The organism is Lacihabitans lacunae (assembly GCF_042649125.1).
GTDB lineage: Bacteria > Bacteroidota > Bacteroidia > Cytophagales > Spirosomataceae > Leadbetterella > Leadbetterella lacunae.
Genome location: NZ_JBHRYQ010000001.1, coordinates 4,071,510 through 4,090,158, shown reverse-complemented (window position 1 = coordinate 4,090,158; position 18,649 = coordinate 4,071,510). Strand labels below are relative to the sequence as shown.

Here is an 18,649-nt window from a genome sequence, read left to right as displayed (position 1 = left end):
ATATGCAATCAGGACTTTTAAATTCATTGATATTAATCCCGCTGATAGCAGCCATTATCATATTGGTGCTTCCTGAGGTTTACAAGGTTTCGTTTAAGTGGATCGCTTTGGTGGCTCAAGCTTTGATTTTGATAAGCACCGTCACCATCTGGACCGCCTTTGACTCTACTAAAACCGACTACCAATTTATAGAGCACTACGAATGGATTAGGCTCGCTTTAGGCCAAAATTCACTACTTTCGATTGATTACATTTTAGGAGTAGACGGAATAAGCTTTCCCATGGTACTGTTGGCGTCTATCGTGTTTTTAATCGCTACCATTTCTTCTTTCACAATCGTAAAAAAAGAAAAGGCATATTACACGTTATTTTTGCTTTTGTGCACGTCCGTAATGGGCTGTTTTGTGGCTATTGACTTATTCCTGTTTTTTATATTCTTCGAATTTATGTTGCTTCCCATGTATTTCCTTATCGGAATATGGGGAGGACCAAACAAGGCCTATGCTTCACTAAAGTTTATAATTTATACCTTAGCGGGCTCTGTGTTAATATTGGTGGTACTGATTGCACTCGGCATGTCACACACCGACTTGTTTTTTACAAACGAATACAAAAAAATAGTTTATAGCTTTGATTACAGACTGCTTGCAGACCCTGTAAACATTATTAAAAACTCGATTTTGAGTATAGAAAAACCGGTATACCTTTTTGGTATTCAGGCGAGGTATTTAATGTTCGGGTTGTTGCTCATAGGTTTTGGCATAAAGCTACCTATGGTTCCTTTTCACACGTGGCTACCCGATGCACACGTAGAGGCACCAACGCCTATTTCGGTAGTTTTGGCGGGAATACTTCTAAAAATCGGAGGTTACGGACTCATCAGAATCTCGTATGGTTTTTTCCCTGATATAGCCATTCATTTCTCTACCACCATTGCAGTATTTGGGTTGGTTTCAATCTTGTATGGTGCACTAAACGCCCTTGCCCAAAAAGACCTCAAAAAACTAATCGCTTACTCGTCTATCTCTCACATGGGCTTTGTGCTCATCGGAATATCGGCATTTAACTCGGAAGGCTTCAACGGTGCAGTTTTCCAAATGTTTAGCCACGGCTTGCTTTCTTCTATGCTGTTTTTAATAGCGGGTGTGATTTACGAAAGAACCCACAATAGAGAAATAGAAAACTTCAAAGGATTGGCCAAAATGATGCCCATATTTACGGTAATGGTAACCATTGCGTTTTTTGGCTCAATGGGCTTGCCATCGCTATCTGGCTTTATAGGTGAATTCTTTACTTTACTTGGAGCATTTCAGGCGGGCAATGTACCCAAATGGATTCCTATAGTTGGAGTTTTGGGGATATTACTATCTGCGGTTTATCTACTTTGGACATTCCAGAAAATGTTTTTTGGCACTTTCTGGACTTTAGAAGAGTATAAAGACAAAATGATAGACCTAAACAGAAACGAAATTATCATGTTGGGTAGCTTGTCTATTTTGACTTTGTTGTATGGAATATTCCCATACATACTTTTTAACATCACAAACCCAACGATTTCAACTCTCTTTAAATGATAAAAACTAAGCTATTTGAAATATTAAAAAGCACTGGTGTCATTTTACCAGAAGTGGTCTTCATTTTTGGTTTGTTGATATTGGTGTTAGTTGTGGCCTTCGATACTAAAAAAAACAAAGCCACTTTATATAATATTTTAGCCTTAGCCCTAGCTGGATATTTATTGGTATCGGCTGTTTTAAATTATGAAAAATTAGGTCCAAACACCATTGAGGCCTATAACGGCTTCATAACCCTTGATCCTACGAGCATATTCTTTAAAGGACTAATAGCTTTGGCAGCTATAATTATGCTGGTTCATATTCGCCTTTTTGATTATAAAATGAGCGGCGAGTTTTATGTGGTATTCTTCACCATGATACTCGGGCTTAACTTTCTGACGATGACCAGCCACTTTTTGGTAATTTTTATTAGCCTTGAAATGGTTTCAATATCTACCTATGTGCTGGTTAGTATTCATAAAACTAAACAAAACTTTGAGGCAGGCATAAAATACCTGATTTTTGGGGCTACCACTACCGCTATCATGCTATTTGGAGTATCGCTCTTTTATGGCATGACCCACCAGTTAAACTTCAGTTCAGAGACTTTTCATGCTTATTTACAAAAAAACAATGAGGTTAGTATTCAAATAGTTTCTTTCTTGTTTTTGGGAGGATTGTTTTTTAAGGCCGCCGCGGCACCATTTCATAACTGGGTGCCTGACGTATACGAATCTACCCCTACTCCCATCCTTTCTTTTATTTCTTTTGCTCCGAAAGCTGTGGCGATTATGCTAATTGCCCGATTTATAAAAGAAATGTCCATCAACCTAAATTCGGTCATTTTATTGGTTAGCGTGTTGTCGCTTATTTATGGAAACTTTTCGGCTCTGTGGCAAACCAACGTAAAACGTATGTTGGGTTACTCGGGCATCGCTCAGTCAGGATTTATCTTGATTGGTTTGATAAAATATCAATCAAATGATTTCTATGGGGCGTTTTTTTATATGGTGTTGTATTTGCCTATCACTATGGGTTCTTTCTTTTTGGTGGATGTACTTTACAAACAGGTAAAAAGCTTTGAAATAGAAGATTACAAAGGCCTCGGCCAAAAGAACTTTTTGCTTGGACTAAACGCCGTTATTATCATGATGGCCCTGGTTGGACTACCTCCTACTTTGGGTTTTTTAGCCAAGTTGGTTGTATTTAGCTCTATCATGGATATGCAAACCGAAGCCACAAACAGCACGTATTACGCCTTGCTAATATTCGGATTGCTAAATGCTGCAGTGTCTATTTATTATTACCTAAAAGTGCCATACTTTATGCTAGTAAAAACCAGATATAAGTTTGAGTTAGCGAGCAGAAACTTGTTTTTAACGACTATTTTGAGTGTATTTAGTTTCGTAATAGTTTACTATTTCTTTAAACCCGAAGGCATCAGTCAGATAGTTTCACAAATTCTATTCTTAAAATAAAAAAGGCCACTTCAAGTTCTGAAGCAGCCCAAATCTAATATCTTATTTTCTTTTAAAGCGAACTACTTAAAGCGGCAAATTTGGCTATGTCCATTTTGGCTTTAACTGCATAGTTTTGTGCTTGCTGAGCATCTGCTTTTGCAGCGGCTTTATTTCCTGATGCATTGTTTACCCTTGCTGACTCGTAATAATACTCAGCCAAAAAATTGTCTTCTTTAAGGGTTGGTTTTGCACTTGCAAGCCAAGCTTTGGCTTTAGTTACATATGATTTATCAGGGAAATTATCGTTAAATACTTTCGTGATATATACCAACGATTGCCCGTTTTGACCATATTTAACAGACATTTTATCTCCGATAGTAAGTGCCTGTTGCAATTTCCCTTCTCTGATAGAAGCAACCGTCTCAAACTCCCACGTAACACCTTCGGCATATTGAGCAGCACCTGCCTTAGCCATATATTGCTTTATAAGATTGAGCTTTGCGGTGTTATAAGAATGCCCTCTCGGGCTGTATAACGACGACTGAATAATTCCGCCCATTATGTTATTTTCATTTCCGGCGTGTCCGTCTTTTTTCTCCATAGCAGAAGCTTCAGCCATGTGGTCAAACCAGTATTTGGCAAAGCCATTGTCTATATCAGAAACACATTTTTTAGTTAATTTCCAGCTTGTTTCACTACCAATTTGGTCTTTTGGATAAATCTTAAATAACTCATCCGCTGCTTTAATATTAGTAAGTGTATCACGCGTAAGACGTGCATAAGCCGCTAAGTTTACCAAAAGGTCTAAATTACGGTTTCCGGCATCAAATTTCTGCTTAAAATTAGACGCTCTAGTTTTGGGGTCAATAGCTGAGTCAGCGGCTTTTATAAACGAAGATGTCTCGGCCACTACTTCGGCTTGGTGCACGATATTGCCATCGCCATCAAAAAACAAAAATTGCGGAAAACTTGGCAAATAAATATTTCGTGTGTTTAAAAACTTAACTTGCTCGGCATTTCCTACATCTAATTTATAGTTGATAAAATTAGAATTATACTTGGTAGCCACTTCGGTAGTCTTAAAAAACGGCTCTAAACTCTGACAAACCGGACAAGTAGGCGAATAACACTCTACAAAAAGCAACTTGTCCGAAGACTTGGCCTGAGCCAATGCGTCATCGATGCTCTTGTTCCAAGTGATTTCTTTTGTGTTTATATCTTTGGTAGAAACTGCGGTGCTGCTAGCGTCTTGCGACTTGGTTTGGCAACCTGTAAAAAGCAAAACTGCCGACAACGAGCAAACTCTGATGATTTGTAAAAAATTATACTGATGCATAGAATAAACTTATTTTTAAAAATATTACTTCGTAAAGTTTGTGATTAAAAAAATCACAAGCAAATATAGTCGTGTTAATGTTCGGTTAAAAGAGCTTTTAATCGCAATAAAAGCCCAAAGCCTTTCCAATCAAAAATAGATTCTGCGTATTTTTATATAAATTTGTATTACACTAAAATAATAAAAACCATGCTCGAGATATTTGGAATACCCAACTGCAATACCGTAAAAAAATCTTTGGACTATATAAAATCAAAAAATCTAGATTATAATTTCCATAACTATAAAAAGGAGGGAGCTTCTGACCAAAAAATACAAGAATGGCTAAAGCAACAGCCTTTAGAAAAGTTAATTAACAAAAAAGGCACCACCTACCGTGGCCTTAGCGACACAGACAAAACTGCCTTAGAAACTACTGAAACCGCCATACCCGTAATGATAGCGAAACCTTCGGTTATCAAAAGGCCCATTATAGTCAAAGACACCAAAATAATTGCCTTGGGATTTGACGAAGCCCAATACCAAGAAATATTTGGATAAAAAAACTACAGATTTAGTCGCTTGAGTTCGGACACAGCGTGGTCACAAGCCCTTGCGGTAAGTGCCATATACGTCAACGAAGGATTTACGCAGTTTGACGACGTCATCGCGGCTCCGTCTGTTACATATACATTTTCGCAGCCCCAAACCTGGTTGTTTGCATTGAGCACCGAGGTTTTGGGGTCTTTCCCCATCCTTGCTGTTCCCATTTCGTGCTTTGAAAGACCAAGGGCAAAGTCATCTTTGGCGTAGCTCCTAATATTTTTAAAGCCCGCAGCCTCAAACATTTCGGCGGCATCATTTGCCATATCTACCCGCATTTTTTTCTCGTTATCTTTTATCTCGGCGTCAAATATAATTTTCGGAATACCGAACTGGTCTTTTTCGGTTTTACTCAAAAACATTTTATTCTCTTCGTAAGGAAGGGTTTCTCCAAATGCTCCCAAGCTAAAATTCCACGAGCCAGGCACCGTGCTGCGTTCCTTGAGTACGGCACCAATCATGTCTTCGGGTAGCGGCTTAGACCAGCCCTGCCTTCCGCCGCCACCTTGATAGTCAAACCCTCTGATGTAATCTCGCTTATCTGAACCGATATTTCTATACCTCGGAATAAACAAGCCGTTTGCCCGCCTTCCAAAATAATACTGATCTTCAAAACCCTCCACAGTAGCCGATGCCCCTGCTCTCGAGTGATGATCCATGAGGTTTTTACCCAATTGCCCGCTATCGTTGCCCAGACCATTCGGAAAACGAGCCGAAACACTGTTGAGCATAATATGCGTAGAGCCAATAGTAGAAGCATTGAGAAAAATCACTTTTGCATAGAAAGAAATCGCCTCCTTGGTTTTGGCATCGATAATCTCTACGCCGTCGGCCTTCTGCGTTTTTTCATTGTATAACACGCTAGAAACTATTGAGTCAGGCCTAAGGGTGAGGTTACCCGTTTTAAGAGCCGCCGGAAGGGTAGCAGACTGAGTACTAAAATAAGCCCCATATGGGCACCCACTTGTGCAGGCATTGCGATATTGGCAAGACGTTCTGCCCAAGGCCGTTTGCTCGTCAGTAGGCTGTGTAATATGAGCCACACGCCCAATAGTAACCGTTCGCTTGCCAAAAGACTTCAGCATTTTTTGTTTAAAGTCTTTTTCTACACAATTCATGTCCATGGCGGCCTGAAAAATACTGTCAGGCACATGATCGATACCTTCGGCTGTACCACTAACCCCTATAAATTTTTCTACGTGGTCATACCACGGTGCCAAATCTTTATACCTTATCGGCCAGTCAACGGCTATGCCGTCACGAGCGTTAGCTTCAAAATCAAAATCACCCCAACGATACACTTGCCTACCCCAAAGCAGCGACTTGCCGCCCACACCGCTACCCCTAAACCAATTGAAAGGCTTTTCGTGCAGATATGGACTATCAGCAAAGGGCAACCAAAATTCTTGATTTGCTTCGGTTATTGGATAGTTTCCTTCCACACTTTGGTATGGAAACTTGCTTTTAATTTCATTAGATAATCTACCACGATGTTCTAACTCCCACGGAGCTTGCAATGCATGCGGATAGTCTGTAATATGCTTAACGTCACGACCACGCTCTAGTAGCAACACCTTAAGACCATTTTCGCACAACTCTTTTGCTGCCCAACCGCCACTTATTCCAGTTCCTACTACTATTGCATCGTATGTATTTTGCTCTTTGCCTTTTGTGTTTAAGTTCATTTATGAAAGGTTGAATTATATTCTTCAAAAATAACTAAAAAGCCTTGCGAAGTATTGTAAAAAACAGCCGAATTTAGATTAAATGATCCAGTTTATAGACGTAGCTGAAGTAAAATAGTTGTTTTTAACTCGTACTTACTTTTAGCTATTTTTTGTAAAAATTTAAAAATACAAGCCCAAGACTTTTACTCAAATATAAAAAAGTAAAAGTGACGCTATGAAACTACTAAAATACGATTAATTCAGAAATGCTATAGATCAAATATTGGTAACAATTTTAGCAATATTTTTTTTATCAAAAACACCTCTTGCATTATACTCATATTTTTACCAATTTTATGCTTAAATAATTAGCAATGAAAAAAATCAGCAAAAATATAGCTCACCTGAGACATTTGAGAGGGGTATCTCAAGAGTACTTAGCAAATGACCTGAACATTACACGTTCACGCCTAAGTTCATGGGAAGAACACAGGGCAGAGCCACCGATAGATTTGATTGTGAAGCTGTCAGAATACTTTAATGTTTCGATAGATTCATTGTTAAAAATAGACCTTACAAAAGTCAAAGACCTAAGAGACCTACTTAAAATTGGCGGAAACAGAATCTTGTTTCCAGTTATGGTAGACTCCGAAGGCAAAGACCTCGTAGAGCTTGTTCCCATAAAGGCATCGGCCGGATATTTAGATGGATATAGCGACGAAACCTTCATAGAAAACTTACCGAGAATATCGCTCCCTTTTGCCGAAAGCGGCAAATTCAGAGGATTTCCGATAAAAGGTGATTCTATGCCACCACTAGAAAGCGGTGCGTATGTGGTAGGAAGCTACGTAGAGTCGGTCTCTGACATTAAAGACGGCAAAACCTACGTGGTACTCACCCAGCACGAAGGCTTGGTTTATAAAAGACTTTACAACAAAATAAACGAAGATGGAAATATTCACTTACACTCAGACAACAAGGCCTATGCCCCTTACAAAGTTAAGCCCGAAGAGATATTTGAGATTTGGAGTTTTGTATGTAGTATAAATGCAACAGACAGCCCAATTTCAGACTTGGTGTTTTCTGCTATTCAAAATATACAGGCAGACGTGGTAGAATTAAAAATGCAACGTATAGGTAAGTAGGTTAAAGCTCGTTTTTAAAGCTTCCGAAAGCTAAATTACTGAATACATTGAGGGAAAGAATTACCGTTTCGAAAAAAAACGGCTTATCAGTTACGTTCAGAACTAAGATATTTCTTATAAAATAATTCATAAAACAACCTAAGTAGGGCAATCAGAAAAACAAACACCACAAACTTGGGTTGAAAAAGTAACGTTTTATATTCACTAATATCACCTTTGAGCATTTTTATCCCTCCTTCGATATTAAAAAAATACGCAACACTTAGTAACACATATGACCAAACCCTTTTAGTATACAAAGCATAGGCACCACCCATTAATACTGAAGAATGTACATATCTAGAGTGCATTTGTGTATTAAAAAAGAAAAAAACAAACGGAATAATGGTGGCCACAAGTAATATATAGGCCACGCTAACTTCTTTAACTTTTCTCCTTAAAATGGCATTGAAAGCATTTTGTATGAGCGGTAAAAGTGCGATACCTGATGTAACAAAAAAGAGAAGTAAGCCATACTTATGATAGCTTCTACCAAATACGCCTTGCTTGTCGTTAATTTCATAAGGTGCGTCGAAAATCAAATACCAAATATTATACGCCCCCATAGAGACTTTCGGATACCTACCCATAGAACTCTTGATAACATAAACCAAAGTGCTAAAATCACCACTAACCACAAAAGGAAGGATAACCAAAACCTGGAATATAAGTGAAGGCAAGATCCAAGAAATAAGATTAGAAAACGAAAATTTCTTAATGATTTCGGGCACTAATATCAACCCTACTAACACCAAAAACACGATAGCCTGGAGTTTGAAATTGATAGCAATAACAATAAACAGCAAACTCAAACCAACTCTTTTGTTTATTGCAAAAAAGATAGAAAGAAACGCCATAGCCGTATATATACCGTCTACCTGACCGTAAAGAAAGTTATCATACAAAAACGAAATATTGAGCAAAATAAACAAAGTAGCAAAAAAGGCCGTGAATTGGGTTTTGTACTTTGGTAAAATGAGCAAATACACAAAATATATACTCACAACCTCAAAGAGGAGCGTTACATATTTAAGCTGATTAATATTAGATACAATCTTTTCGGAGCTCCCTTGTATGAGTCCATAAAAGTATAAGACATAATGATACAAAGGCAGATAATCTACATCAAATTTATAGATATTCTCTAGTCCATTACCGAAGATAAAGTTTGCCCATGTGATCCAGCAGAGCCTATCATATCCCCCATGCTGTGGAAAAGGGATAAGGAATAACAATACGATAAAGATAGCCAAATAAGAAAGTATGACTTGCTTATGGCTAGTTATATTTTGGATTACTTTTTGCATTACTACATGGCCCGTGGTTGTGGCATACAATTATAGATTTAAAAATCATATAAAACAAACCAAAGCGACTATTTTAGCCGTAAAACACAAAAAGGTGGCCTTTTCGAGGCCACCTTAAAAAAATACTAAAAATATATTAGTCTAAAATCACTTTGTTCATTTTAGGAACCAACAAGTGCATTACTAACCATGCTAACAAATATGCACCTCCACAAATCCAAAACATGATCAAATATGCGGTTTCTATTTGCCCCAATTCACGATAGTATACAAACATGTTTTTTTGTACAGCCCACGTTAACAATATACCACCTAAGCCTCCGGCCATGCCTCCAATACCCGTAACTGAGGCAGTCGCTTTTTTAGGGAACATGTCAGAAACTGTAGTAAAAATATTTGCACTCCAAGCTTGATGAGCAGCGGCAGCGATACCGATAACCAATACTGCAAGCCACATATTAATTTCTCCTGCTTTCTGTGAAAACACTACTGGGAATACAAACATAGCAAATATAAACATTGAGGTTTTTCTTGCCTTGAAAGCCGGCCAGTTTCTATTAATAAATGCCATTGGCAAATATCCGCCTCCCACACTACCAATGGTAGAAATCATATATACTACGGCAACGGGAATTGTCATTTCCATTAAAGTAAGCTTATATTGACTCTGTAAAAAATCAGGCAACCAGAACAGGTAAAACCACCAAATAGGATCTGTCAAAAACTTACCTAATGCAAACGCCCAAGTTTGTTTGTAGCCCAGAAGCTTTATCCAAGCCACTTTTTCAGTTACTTTTTCAGCTTCTTCGTCTTCTTTGTCTGAGTGAATATAATCATATTCGGCTTTGCTTAATTTCTTAGAGTCCTGGGGCGAGGTGTAGTACATTTGCCATAAAACCAACCAAATAAAACCAATGAGACCCGTCAAAATAAACGCCCATTGCCATCCCCAATAAACGGCAATTACTGGAACTGTAAGGGGTGCCACAATGGCCCCAATATTAGTGCCTGAATTAAATATACCTGTGGCTAAAGCCCTTTCTTTTTTAGGAAACCATTCGGCTGTAGACTTTATGGCTGCAGGAAAATTACCTGCTTCTGTAACTCCTAAAAACGCTCTTGCTACCATGAAACCCACTGTAGAAGATGCAAAAGCATGTCCAACAGCAGCTAAACTCCAAAGACCCGTAGCGGCCGCATACCCTTTTTTAGTACCTAACTTATCAATAATGCTACCTGCAATCAGCATTCCGAATGAATAAAAAAGCTTGAATGCGATTTCAATATTGGCGTAATCGCCGTCGTCCCATTTTAGGTCCTCAGAAAGCACCGACTTTAACAAGCTTATCACCTGCCTGTCGAGGTAATTTACTGTGGTAGCGAAGAATACAAGTGCACAGATGGTCCACCTATAGTTACCTACTTTGTTGTTCATAATGTATTTATTTTTAAGGTTGAATAAAGGCAAATAAGCTCTTTATTTTTGTTTTGAATTCATCTAAATTTCCGAAATCTTTAAATAATTGAGAACCTAGGCCTACGGCATTGGCTCCTGCACCAAACCATTCTTTCAGACTAGCCTCCGTTGGCTCTACTCCTCCGGTTACCATTATTTTCACATCCGGCATTGGCCCTCTTAATGCTTTCACATAGCCCGAACCCACCACATTGCCAGGAAAAATCTTAACACAGTCTGCTCCTAGTGCCAAAGCTCTGTATATTTCGGTTGGCGTCATCACACCTGGTATCCATACTACATTTTTGGCTACACATACCTCTCCTACTTCTGGAGTTAAACCCGGCTGCACGATAAAGTCAGCTCCCATGGCGATATATTCTTCAGCTGTTTTACCGTCTACGATGGTCCCGATGCCAATAATCATTCCAGGACATTCGGCTTTTACTACTTCTACTAGTTTACCAAAGACCTCTTTGGCTTTTTCTCCACGGTTAGTGAATTCAAAAACTCGAATTCCGCCTTCGTAGCAGGCTTTTATTACCGACTTGCTGGTTTCAAAATCAGCATTATAATAAACCGGAACCAAGGGTTTTGAAACTATGAGGTCTAGTATGGCAGTCTTTGTCATTTATTTGATATTGATTGATTTTCTAAAATTGCTAACACATCTTCTTTGGTTTGGTTAGTGGCATCACCGAGCTCATTTAACTTTCCGATAGCAGCTGCTGCCGCGAAATCTATGAGGTCTTGATAAGGCGATTCGTTATATAATCCATATAATAACCCTCCCATAAAACAGTCTCCACTACCGACTTTGTCTATTACTTTGTCTTTGATAAAATGAGGAGAAACGTATAATTTATCCTCAGCAAAAAAGGTGGTGTAATACGAAATGCCTTCAGTACCATGATCAAACCTAAAAGTATCCGCTACATATGTGCAGTTTTCAAACTTTGCTAAAATTTCTTTCGAACTCCTGATAGCTTCTGCTAAATACTCCTCTTTGGTGGCATTATTAACCGCTATTTGTGGGTCAATAGATATCCCTAGTAATTTATTGGCTGCCCAAAGGTTACCCATTATCAAGTCACAATACTGAGCTAGGCCGGGCATTATATCGATCGGCTCTTTTCCATATTTCCAAAGTTTGGCTCTGTAGTTTAGATCAACCGAAACTTTTACACCTGCTTTTTTAGCAGCTTTTACTGCTTCTAAGCATAAGTCAGCAGCGTCTTGATTGAGAGCCGGACTGATAGCACTAAAGTGAAACCAAGACACGTCTTTAAATATTTCCTCCCAATTAATTTGATTGGTTTTTAAACCAGCAAACGATGAGTAAGCCCTGTCATATATTACACCCGCATTTTTTAGGTCGGCACCTTGTGGCAAATAGTAAATCCCGATACGCTCTCCACACATTTGGATAGCATCAACATTTACATTTTTACGAATTAGCTCATCTTTGATTTCTTGAGACAAAGCATTCTGAGGCATTGCCGAACAATAAGCTACTGGCACCTCCCATTTGGCCAAGGCGATGGCGGCATTTAGCTCTGCTCCACCAATATAGGTGGGTATAGCAGCTTTGCCTATCCATGCTCCGCCGAGTTCAGGAGACATACGAAGTAATATTTCCCCGAAGGTGAGGACTTTTTTCATTAGAATTAGAATTTATTAAAAACCGAAATACGTTTTGGCGTTATTGAAACAAATATCTTGAATTGTTTTTCCAATATATGGAATATCGTTTGGCAATTCGCCATTTTCGATATCATTTCCATAAATATTACATAAAATTCTTCGGAAATATTCATGTCTTGGAAACGATAAGAAACTACGGGAGTCAGTCAACATACCTACGAATCTGCTTAAAAGACCCATATTAGACAAAGCGTTGATTTGTTTTTCCATCCCGTCTTTTTGATCTAAAAACCACCATCCTGAACCCCACTGAACTTTACCCGCTACCGAACCGTCGTTAAAATTACCTATCATGGTAGCCATTAACTCGTTGTCTGCTGGATTAAGGTTATAAATAATGGTTTTAGACAATTGGTCAAACTCATCTAATTTACCTAAATATTTAGAAAGAGCTTTGGCCTGTGACCAGTCGCCGATACTGTCCCAACCTGTATCAGGTCCTAGCAAACGCATGGCTCTTTTATTGTTGTTTCTCAAAGCTCCAAGGTGAAACTGCTGAATCCATCCAAGTTCTGAATACATAACACCCAAAAAGTGTAAGATCGCCGACTTAAACAATCTCGCTTCTTTATCTGTAATGGCTATATTTTGGAATACTTTTTTAAGTACTGCATCAGCTTGTTCTTCTGTAAAATCATCTGCATATATTTCTTCTAAACCGTGATCAGAAACTTTTCCACCTTGTGCAGCAAAAAAGTCAGCACGTGAACGAAGTGCTTTTTGAAGACTAGCGTAATCGTTTATTTCAAAACCTACAATTGCCGAAAGCTTTTCTAAATATCCCGCAAAGTTTGGATTATCTATCAATATAAATTTATCCGGTCTGAAAGCCGGTAACATAACTACTTCCGAATGGTTTCCTTTTGCTTTTAGTTCAGCGTTATAAGCAATGTGATGCTCTAAACTATCCAATGGATCGTCAGTAGTACAAACTGTAGAGACGTTCATCTTCTTCAACAAACCTCTTACCGAATATTCGGGTGTTTGAAGCTTAGCCGAACACTCATCGTAAATACTTTTGGCAGAACCTGCGTTTAATATTTCTTTTACATCAAAATACCTTTGTAGCTCTAAGTGCGACCAGTGATATAGCGGGTTACGCATGGTATAGGGCACTGTTTCCGCCCATTTCTCAAATTTTTCAAAATCTGTTTTTTCCCCTGTACAGTATGCTTCGTTTATGCCATTTGTACGCATGGCTCTCCATTTGTAGTGGTCGCCATATAGCCAAGCATGGGTTAAATTGTTGAAATTTATATCATTTAATATTTGGTCAGGCGGTAGGTGATTGTGATAATCGATGATGGGCATTTTTGATGCATACTCATGATAAAGCACTTGTGCCGTTTTTGTTTTTAATAAAAAATCTTGATCTAAAAATTCCTTAACCATTTTATATTTGAATGTAATAATGTAAACTAAAAATTATAGACTTACTCCTCTTTTCCAAGGAATAAAGTCGTCTTGCTGATTTTGAACCGACTTAACCACTTGCTTTCCGCTTGCGGCTTCTATTACAAAATCTAATATTCTTCTGCCTGCCTCCTCGATGGTTTCGGTGCCTTCGGTTATTGAACCCGTGTTTATATCGATAATATCAGACATTTTTTGAGCAAGTTTTGTATTACTTGCCAGTTTTATTACTGGAGCTATCGGATTACCTGTGGGTGTACCCAAACCTGTTGTAAACAATACTATGTTTGCACCTGAGCCCACTTCTGCTGTGGTAGACTCTACGTCGTTACCCGGTGTGCATAATAAGTTTAAACCTTTTTTTGTTACTTTTTCAGGATAATCTAACACTGCCACTACTGGCGAAGTGCCGCCTTTTTTAGCCGCCCCAGCAGACTTAATGGCATCTGTAATCAAACCATCTTTGATGTTGCCTGGCGATGGATTCATATCAAAACCTGAGCCAGCAGCTACGGCTTTATCGTTATAAGTTTTCATCAAATAACTAAACCTCTCGGCACTTTCGACCTCCACGCATCTGTCGCTTAGCTCTTGTTCTACTCCGCAAAGTTCAGGAAACTCAGCCAAAATAACGGTACCACCTAATGCCACCAATAGGTCTGAGGTATATCCAATAGCTGGGTTAGCCGAAATGCCGGAGAAGCCATCTGAACCTCCGCACTCTAAGCCTATTATGAGCTTATCTAAACCTGCTGGTTTACGCTCTATTTTATTGGCTTCTATTAAGCCGACGAATGTTTGTTTTATTGCCGAGCTAACTAAGGCTTCTTCAGTGCCAAGTTGTTGCTGCTCTAAGAAAAATACAGGTTTTCCTGCTCCACCTCTTTTATCTAGTTCTTCCTGAAGCATGCTGTATTGGGCGTTTTGACATCCCAAACTCAAAACTGTAGCTCCAGCCACATTTGGATGGGTAATGTAGCCCGCAAGTAAACCACACAGAGCCTGGGCGTCTTGTCTTGTGCCTCCACAACCCATGTCATGACTTAAAAACTTAACACCATCTACATTTTTAAAAAGTTTCTCGTGTTCGTCTGCTTCCGATGTTTCAAAGTCAGCAGATAATATTTCTTCCACACTCTTTCCTGCTTTATGAAGCGATATTAGAGCTTGGGTGTGTTTCTGGTATTTCTGTTTTTTTCCATAACCCAAATCCTCCACTAAGGCAGACTTCATGATTTCTAGGTTTTTGTTTTCACAAAAAACCAATGGCAACACTATCCAATAATTGGCGGTACCTACGCTTCCGTCGGCTCTGTGATAGCCCAAAAAAGTTCTTTCTTCAAAATCAGAAACATTTGGAATATCCCAGTTTGTTTTTCTTTCGCCTACTTTAAAATCATTGGCTGCATGTTTTACATTAAATACAGTGATCCACTCGCCTTTTTCGATTTTTTGTTGGGCTTTACCTACCAAAACGCCATACATAAAAATAGAATCTCCTTTTTCGAAATCAACCTGAGCAAACTTATGCTTGGCCGGCATATCTATTTTTATGGTATAATCTTTCCCTTCAAACGTGATTACCTCACCTGCTTTGAGGTCAACTAATGCTACAATTACATTATCACTAGGCTGTACCTTCAGTACCTTTTGTTGCATAATTTATTTATCTTCAAGAATTTTATTTAAATCTATTTTAAGCAATTTAAGCGGATTCAAAACTACTTAGATTATTTTTAAAAATATTCTGCTGATTATCTAATTTCAATACTTTTTTGACAAATGAACTCTAAACTTTGGAATTTATTTGCTGTAATAACCTATTTCAACCAAATAAAACACAAGACTGTCTTTAAATCTTACATTTTCACTGCCTGACGAGCAAGCAAAAGCCATTTCCCTTTTTCTTTTACAAAAACCAAAAGCACTTTTAGTTTTACATGTCCTGGCTCTTTGCCGTTATCGTGGGTATCGGCGTCTAAAATATGCCTAACTGTGGCGGTTTTACCTACCACTTGAATGTCAACTTCATCAAAATTTAAGGTAGTAAAATCCGAATTTTTACTTTCAAGGGCTTTTACAAACTGCTCTTGATTTTCTATTTTCCCACTTGAGTGTCCATAGGACAGTTTTGAACATGACAAGCTCTTTAGCATTCCAGCAGTAGGCTCTAACATCTGAAGTCTCAATGTTTCTAAGGCATCTTTTACTTCTTTTACAGCTTTAGATTGACCTATTGATGGAATCACCATAACGAAAAGTAGGGCTATTGCAGAAAAATATTTTTTCATTTTATAAAATGGGTTGAGTATATATTGAATTGGCTTAAAAATCTCACAGAATATTTTTTATCCTAAAAAAACATGAATCTAGACCTTTGATATTTGAAAATCAATAAAAAAAACGAATATATTTATGCAAACGTTGCCGATGATTTTATGTGTATACATGGTTTAAAAATGCTTTAAACACAAAAAAGCCACGACTATTTTTCAAATCGTGGCTTTGGGTTATCTAAATAAAATCCTACTCTCGCTCTACTCTGCTTCCACCTGACACATCTTTTTTTAGATGATTGGTTTTACCAAGATTCACTACACTGGCTCCACTTGCGTCTATGTCAGCATAGTTTATGTCTATGTCCTTGGCGTCAATGCTACTCGCACCACTTATGTCGATATTCATTTTTTCCACTTTACCTTTAAAAACAAGTTTCGATGCTCCGCTAGCTTCTACATTTAATATTTCACTCTCTATATCTATTGCAAGTTTAGATGCTCCAGAAAGGCCGATATTCATTTTGTTTTGGTCTTTAAAGCCAATTACTTTCGCTACTACTGCACCCGATATCTCAACATCATTCAGATTTGGCGTGGTGATGTAGACGTGAATTCTAGAATCATGGTTTTTAAAAGAATCTTTAAAGCCAATACTTAGCCTATGTCCCGAAACCTCTGCCTCAACGTCATTTAGCTCACCTTCGTCATTTGAGTAAAATTCTACAATTTCAGAGTCGCCTTTTTTGATATAAACAATAAAATTATTCCCCAACTCTAACTCGTCAAAACTGCTGACATCTATAGCCCTTTTGTGTTCGCCTCTGTCTTTAAAGTCACCTCCAAAACCAAAGTCGTCGTCGTCAAACCCTCTATTACTTAGAGCTTCTCTTTCTGACTCTGTTAGCTCCGGGCAATCTTCGCATATGATATCGTCGTTTTCTGACATATGGAACGTATATTTCTCTACATCACTTAATCTAATACCATACTTATCCGTCAGTTTCCAAGAGTTACGCAACTCTCTTTTAGCAAACCTTTCGGTCATTTTAAATTTCTTATTCAAAGGAATTTTAAGAGTAGCATCTACTTCTTGTCCTCTCAATAAAACTTCCCCTCCTAATACGATATTGTCTGGAAAAATCAACACCGAGTCTTTTTGAGTTACCTCGTACATGATGTTTTTGGCATTTTTCGAAGCAATTTCTTTAGTTCTACCTTTTGCTTTAAATTTCCTCTCTAACAATAAGGTATTATTGTCCGAAGCCTCTAAATATACGTTTGAACTAAATCTAATCACAACCTGGTCATCTAAATCTTCTTCCAAAACATCTAGATATAAAACACCTGGATTGTTAGCTAATACTACCTCATCACCAAACTTATAGGTATTCGAAAAATTCATGGCATACTTAGAACCTACCACGCTCATACCTACTATACCTGCAAACCACAAAGCCAAGGTGGTCAGCCAGAAATTTCGATTGCCGTGATGTTGGTCACTGATCAAAGATAAACCCACAATAGTAAGTGCTACACCAGGAATAAACGTACATAAAAAGGCAAAGAAGCCACCTACTGGAGGGAAATCACGCGTGATGGTTCCTATAAAGTGCTCGCCGCCAATCCAATCGTTATTGGACACCACTCCAAAAAATACGCCTGTAGCTATCAATGCAGCGAAAGCGATACAAGCCCCAAGAATCATTAATAAAACTCCAGCAAAAACCCTGATTACAGATCCAATAGGTCTAACCAACTGACCCAAAGCTTTTAATATGATTCCTAACAAACGGAACGGGAAAAGTAATATTTTGGCCAAGGCACTCTCTTGTCTTGCCTCTCTTGGCATAGCGTTGGACTTGATAGAAGTTTCGATATTTTCAAGTGTAACGGGCTGTCCTTTCATTTCCATTTTCTGAGTTAAAGTGACAGCATTTGGTGCCACTATCCAGAAAATAATATAAATAAATATTCCTACCGCAAAGAACCCTGTAACTACAAATAAAAGCCTCACAATCACCAGGTCTATGCCCAAATACTGTGACAAACCGGTAGCCACCCCACCTAAAACTTTGTTATCCGGGTTTCTGTAAAACTTCTTGATTTTTACGTTTTCTTCAAGGTCAAGCCTTTCAGGGAAAGCAATCCAACAGGCTATATAGGCAATAAAGAAAAACGGACCAACACCGTGGTCAATTAAACCAAATGCCAAAACTATAAATAAGATACGCAACCAAACTACGTCCATTTCAAATCTATGGGCCAGTCCAGACAAAACTCCACCCAAAGCTTTTCTTTTTCCGTCTTTATAAAATTTAGTATTGGGTCTAGTATTGTTTTCCTTATACTCAGTTTTTTGATTTTCAAAAACAGTCTCTTTTTCTTCAGTTTTCTCCTCCCTTTTCTCTTCTGAAATTGGCTTCGAAAGATCTTCGTCTTCTTGTATGGCTTCAAAGTCAGAAACGCTACCCATTGACTTTATGATTTTATCTACATCATCCAGCTCAATAATACCGCCTGCAGATGTTTTTTCATAAAACTTTTCAGCGATTCTGCCCTCTATGTCTTGGATAATTTCAACGCAACTTTCATAACTAGAAAAGTGCTTTTGTATGGATGCCAAATATCCACTTAGCTTAGTGTATGCATCTTCTTCGATATTAAAGGTGAGGCCACCTAAGTTTATTTGTAATGTCTTTTTCATC

14 protein-coding genes are annotated in these 18,649 nt (G+C 38.3%); 4 read left to right on the top strand and 10 right to left on the bottom strand.

Going from position 1 to position 18,649, the window contains the following annotated elements; genetic code table 11:
- The first annotated feature begins 2 nt into the window (after window positions 1–2).
- Together ACFOOI_RS17540 and ACFOOI_RS17535 are read left to right on the top strand one after the other, a co-directional pair.
- Window positions 3–1,574, top strand: coding sequence for a complex I subunit 4 family protein (locus ACFOOI_RS17540; RefSeq protein WP_379839346.1), 1,572 nt, complete (start codon window positions 3–5; stop codon window positions 1,572–1,574).
- A complete protein-coding gene (locus ACFOOI_RS17535; protein WP_379839345.1) occupies window positions 1,571–3,034 on the top strand; it encodes an NADH-quinone oxidoreductase subunit N in 1,464 nt (487 codons plus the stop codon). The genes ACFOOI_RS17540 and ACFOOI_RS17535 overlap by 4 nt, the downstream gene beginning before the upstream one ends.
- 52 nt (window positions 3,035–3,086) lie before the next feature.
- On the opposite strand, the gene ACFOOI_RS17530 is transcribed toward ACFOOI_RS17535, so the two are convergent.
- Window positions 3,087–4,352: a thioredoxin family protein gene (locus ACFOOI_RS17530; RefSeq protein ID WP_379839344.1), complete on the bottom strand. Its 1,266-nt coding sequence runs from the start codon at window positions 4,350–4,352 to the stop codon at window positions 3,087–3,089.
- Between the two features lie 189 nt (window positions 4,353–4,541).
- On the opposite strand from ACFOOI_RS17530, the gene ACFOOI_RS17525 reads away from it, so the two are divergent.
- A complete protein-coding gene (locus tag ACFOOI_RS17525) occupies window positions 4,542–4,892 on the top strand; it encodes a Spx/MgsR family RNA polymerase-binding regulatory protein (protein WP_379839343.1) in 351 nt (116 codons plus the stop codon).
- Window positions 4,893–4,897: 5 nt separating this feature from the next.
- Here ACFOOI_RS17525 and ACFOOI_RS17520 read toward each other — a convergent pair whose 3' ends face one another.
- On the bottom strand, window positions 4,898–6,619 hold the full coding sequence (locus ACFOOI_RS17520) for a GMC oxidoreductase (protein WP_379839341.1): 1,722 nt from the start codon (window positions 6,617–6,619) through the stop codon (window positions 4,898–4,900).
- A gap of 356 nt (window positions 6,620–6,975) precedes the next feature.
- On the opposite strand from ACFOOI_RS17520, the gene ACFOOI_RS17515 reads away from it, so the two are divergent.
- Window positions 6,976–7,746, top strand: coding sequence for an XRE family transcriptional regulator (locus ACFOOI_RS17515; RefSeq protein WP_379839340.1), 771 nt, complete (start codon window positions 6,976–6,978; stop codon window positions 7,744–7,746).
- Window positions 7,747–7,832: 86 nt separating this feature from the next.
- Here the strand turns inward: ACFOOI_RS17515 and ACFOOI_RS17510 are convergent, their stop codons facing one another.
- The 8 genes from ACFOOI_RS17510 to ACFOOI_RS17475 form a co-directional block, all read right to left on the bottom strand.
- Entirely contained in the window at window positions 7,833–9,092 is a 1,260-nt protein-coding gene (locus tag ACFOOI_RS17510; RefSeq protein WP_379839339.1) for a hypothetical protein, read from the bottom strand.
- Window positions 9,093–9,228: 136 nt separating this feature from the next.
- Window positions 9,229–10,527 carry an MFS transporter gene (locus ACFOOI_RS17505; RefSeq protein ID WP_379839337.1) on the bottom strand — a complete coding sequence of 433 codons (1,299 nt, stop codon included), beginning with the start codon at window positions 10,525–10,527 and terminating at the stop codon, window positions 9,229–9,231.
- A 13-nt stretch (window positions 10,528–10,540) separates the two neighbouring features.
- Window positions 10,541–11,179, bottom strand: coding sequence for a bifunctional 4-hydroxy-2-oxoglutarate aldolase/2-dehydro-3-deoxy-phosphogluconate aldolase (locus tag ACFOOI_RS17500; protein WP_379839336.1), 639 nt, complete (start codon window positions 11,177–11,179; stop codon window positions 10,541–10,543).
- Window positions 11,176–12,210, bottom strand: a complete 1,035-nt coding sequence (locus ACFOOI_RS17495) for a PfkB family carbohydrate kinase (RefSeq protein WP_379839335.1) — start codon at window positions 12,208–12,210, stop codon at window positions 11,176–11,178. Before ACFOOI_RS17495 ends, ACFOOI_RS17500 begins: the two co-directional genes overlap by 4 nt.
- 15 nt (window positions 12,211–12,225) lie before the next feature.
- A complete protein-coding gene (uxaC, locus tag ACFOOI_RS17490) occupies window positions 12,226–13,644 on the bottom strand; it encodes a glucuronate isomerase (protein ID WP_379839334.1) in 1,419 nt (472 codons plus the stop codon).
- Between the two features lie 33 nt (window positions 13,645–13,677).
- On the bottom strand, window positions 13,678–15,324 hold the full coding sequence (locus ACFOOI_RS17485; protein WP_379839333.1) for a UxaA family hydrolase: 1,647 nt from the start codon (window positions 15,322–15,324) through the stop codon (window positions 13,678–13,680).
- A 200-nt stretch (window positions 15,325–15,524) separates the two neighbouring features.
- Complete coding sequence (locus ACFOOI_RS17480; protein ID WP_379839332.1) at window positions 15,525–15,956, bottom strand: nuclear transport factor 2 family protein; 432 nt, start codon at window positions 15,954–15,956, stop codon at window positions 15,525–15,527.
- A gap of 235 nt (window positions 15,957–16,191) precedes the next feature.
- Window positions 16,192–18,648, bottom strand: coding sequence for a PspC domain-containing protein (locus ACFOOI_RS17475; RefSeq protein WP_379839331.1), 2,457 nt, complete (start codon window positions 18,646–18,648; stop codon window positions 16,192–16,194).
- Window position 18,649 lies beyond the last annotated feature (1 nt).